Here is a 1,669-nt window from a genome sequence, read left to right as displayed (position 1 = left end):
CCTCCGGGCGGTCCGGCGGGAGATGGCGCGGGCGTCGAGGCCGGACAGGCCGCGTACGGCCACGTACGCCTTCTCGTGGGGCGGAAGCGAGACGCGTCCGCGCAGGACGGCCGCGGGTTCGCGTTCGATGCGGTCCAGCAGGCGCCGGTAGATGCCGGCCATCGCCGCCACGCAGGCGCCGCTACGCCGGTCGAGCATCGGCAGCAGCCGGTAGCCCTCGGTGAACAGGGCCCGGGCGCGCCGCACTTCGTGGTGGACGAGGCCGGGGAAGTCGGAGCCGGCGGGGGCCCGGCCGTCCTTGAAGCCCTCGGCGCAGCCGAACTTGGCGAGGTCCTCGGCGGGCAGGTAGGTGCGGCCGTTGCCGGCGTCCTCACGGACGTCGCGGAGGATGTTGGTGAGCTGGAGGGCCAGGCCCAGGGTGTCGGCGTACTCCTCGGCGTGCTCGCCGGGGCCGACCGTGCCGAAGACGCCGAGCGAGAGCCGGCCGATGGCGCCGGCGACGCAGCGGCAGTAGACCTCCAGGTCGTCCCAGGTCTCGTACTCCTCGCCGCGGACGTCCATCAGGACCCCGTCGATGAGTTCGTCGAGGCCGCCGAGCGGGATGGGGAAGCGGCGGGCGGCGTGCGCGAGGGCGACGGCGACCGGGTCGGTGTCGTCCTCCTCCACCTCCCCGGCCCGGATCCGGCCGAGGACGGCGCGGGTGTCCTCCAGGCGGGCCAGTTTGGCCTCGGGGGCGAGGGTGCCGTCGCCGATGTCGTCGACGCGCCGCGAGAAGGCGTACAGCGCCGACATGGCCTGCCGCTTGTCGGTGGGCAGCAGCCGGATGCCGTACGCGAAGTTGCGCGCCTGGGTCCCGGTCACGGCCTCGCAGTAGCTGTAGGCGGCGAGGACCGGGGCGGACGGAGCGGACGCGTGGTTGGGGCCCTCCACGTTCGGGCTCACCCCTTTCTCGGCGCTGTGCGCAGGACGGCGGCCACCTCGCGGAGGAGCAGGCCTCGGGTGGGCTTGGGCGGGCCGGGCAGGACGTCGAAACCGGCGGCCGAGATCGCCCGCAGGGCGGCTCGCCCCCCTCCCACGAACCCCGCGAGCAACAGCCGTAGCCTGCCGTGCACGCTACCCACGAGTGGGGTGCCTTCATTCAGGAGCCCGTACGTACGTTCTGTTTCGAAGGCGACCAGGGAGCGTACGGAGGCTCCGGCGGAGGGGGCCCGGAGGTCGGCCTCGGCGACGTGGAAGCGCCGCATGTCCTCGGCCGGGAGGTAGATCCGGTCGCGGGCGAGGTCCTCGGTGACGTCCTGGAGGTGTTCGGCGATCTGCAGGGCGGTGCAGACCGCGTCGGAGCGGCGGATCCGCTCGGGCGTGGCGGTGCCGGTGAGCTCCAGCACGAGGCGGCCGACGGGGTTGGCGGAGAGCTCGCAGTAGGCGAGGAGTTCCCCGTACGTGGCGTAGCGCGCGACCCGCTGGTCCTGGCGGTTGGCCTCGATCAGCCCGAGGAAGTGCTCGGGGCTGAGGCGGTGCTCGCGCACGACGGGCTGGAGGGCGAGGAGCAGGGGGTGGCGCGGGGGACCGTCGGTGCCGCCGAAGACGCGCAGCAGGTCGGCCTCGAAGGCGTCGAGCATCGCGGGGCGGTCGTCGGCGGCGTCCGGGTCGAGGCCGAGGAGGACGGCGT

The 1,669-nt window shown here is 74.1% G+C and carries 2 protein-coding genes; both read right to left on the bottom strand.

From position 1 onward, the window contains the following. On the bottom strand, window positions 1-942 hold a 942-nt coding region (gene hpnD, locus VR44_RS13150; RefSeq protein ID WP_094191595.1), incomplete at its 3' end, for a presqualene diphosphate synthase HpnD. Continuing rightward, window positions 939-1,669, bottom strand: a 731-nt coding sequence (hpnC, locus tag VR44_RS13145) for a squalene synthase HpnC (protein ID WP_045947649.1), incomplete at its 5' end; no start/stop codon positions are given. The genes hpnC and hpnD, both read right to left, overlap by 4 nt.

Origin of the sequence: Streptomyces katrae, assembly GCF_000966975.1 — a bacterium.
GTDB classification, from domain to species: domain Bacteria; phylum Actinomycetota; class Actinomycetes; order Streptomycetales; family Streptomycetaceae; genus Streptomyces; species Streptomyces katrae.
This window is presented reverse-complemented; position numbering and strand designations above follow the sequence as displayed.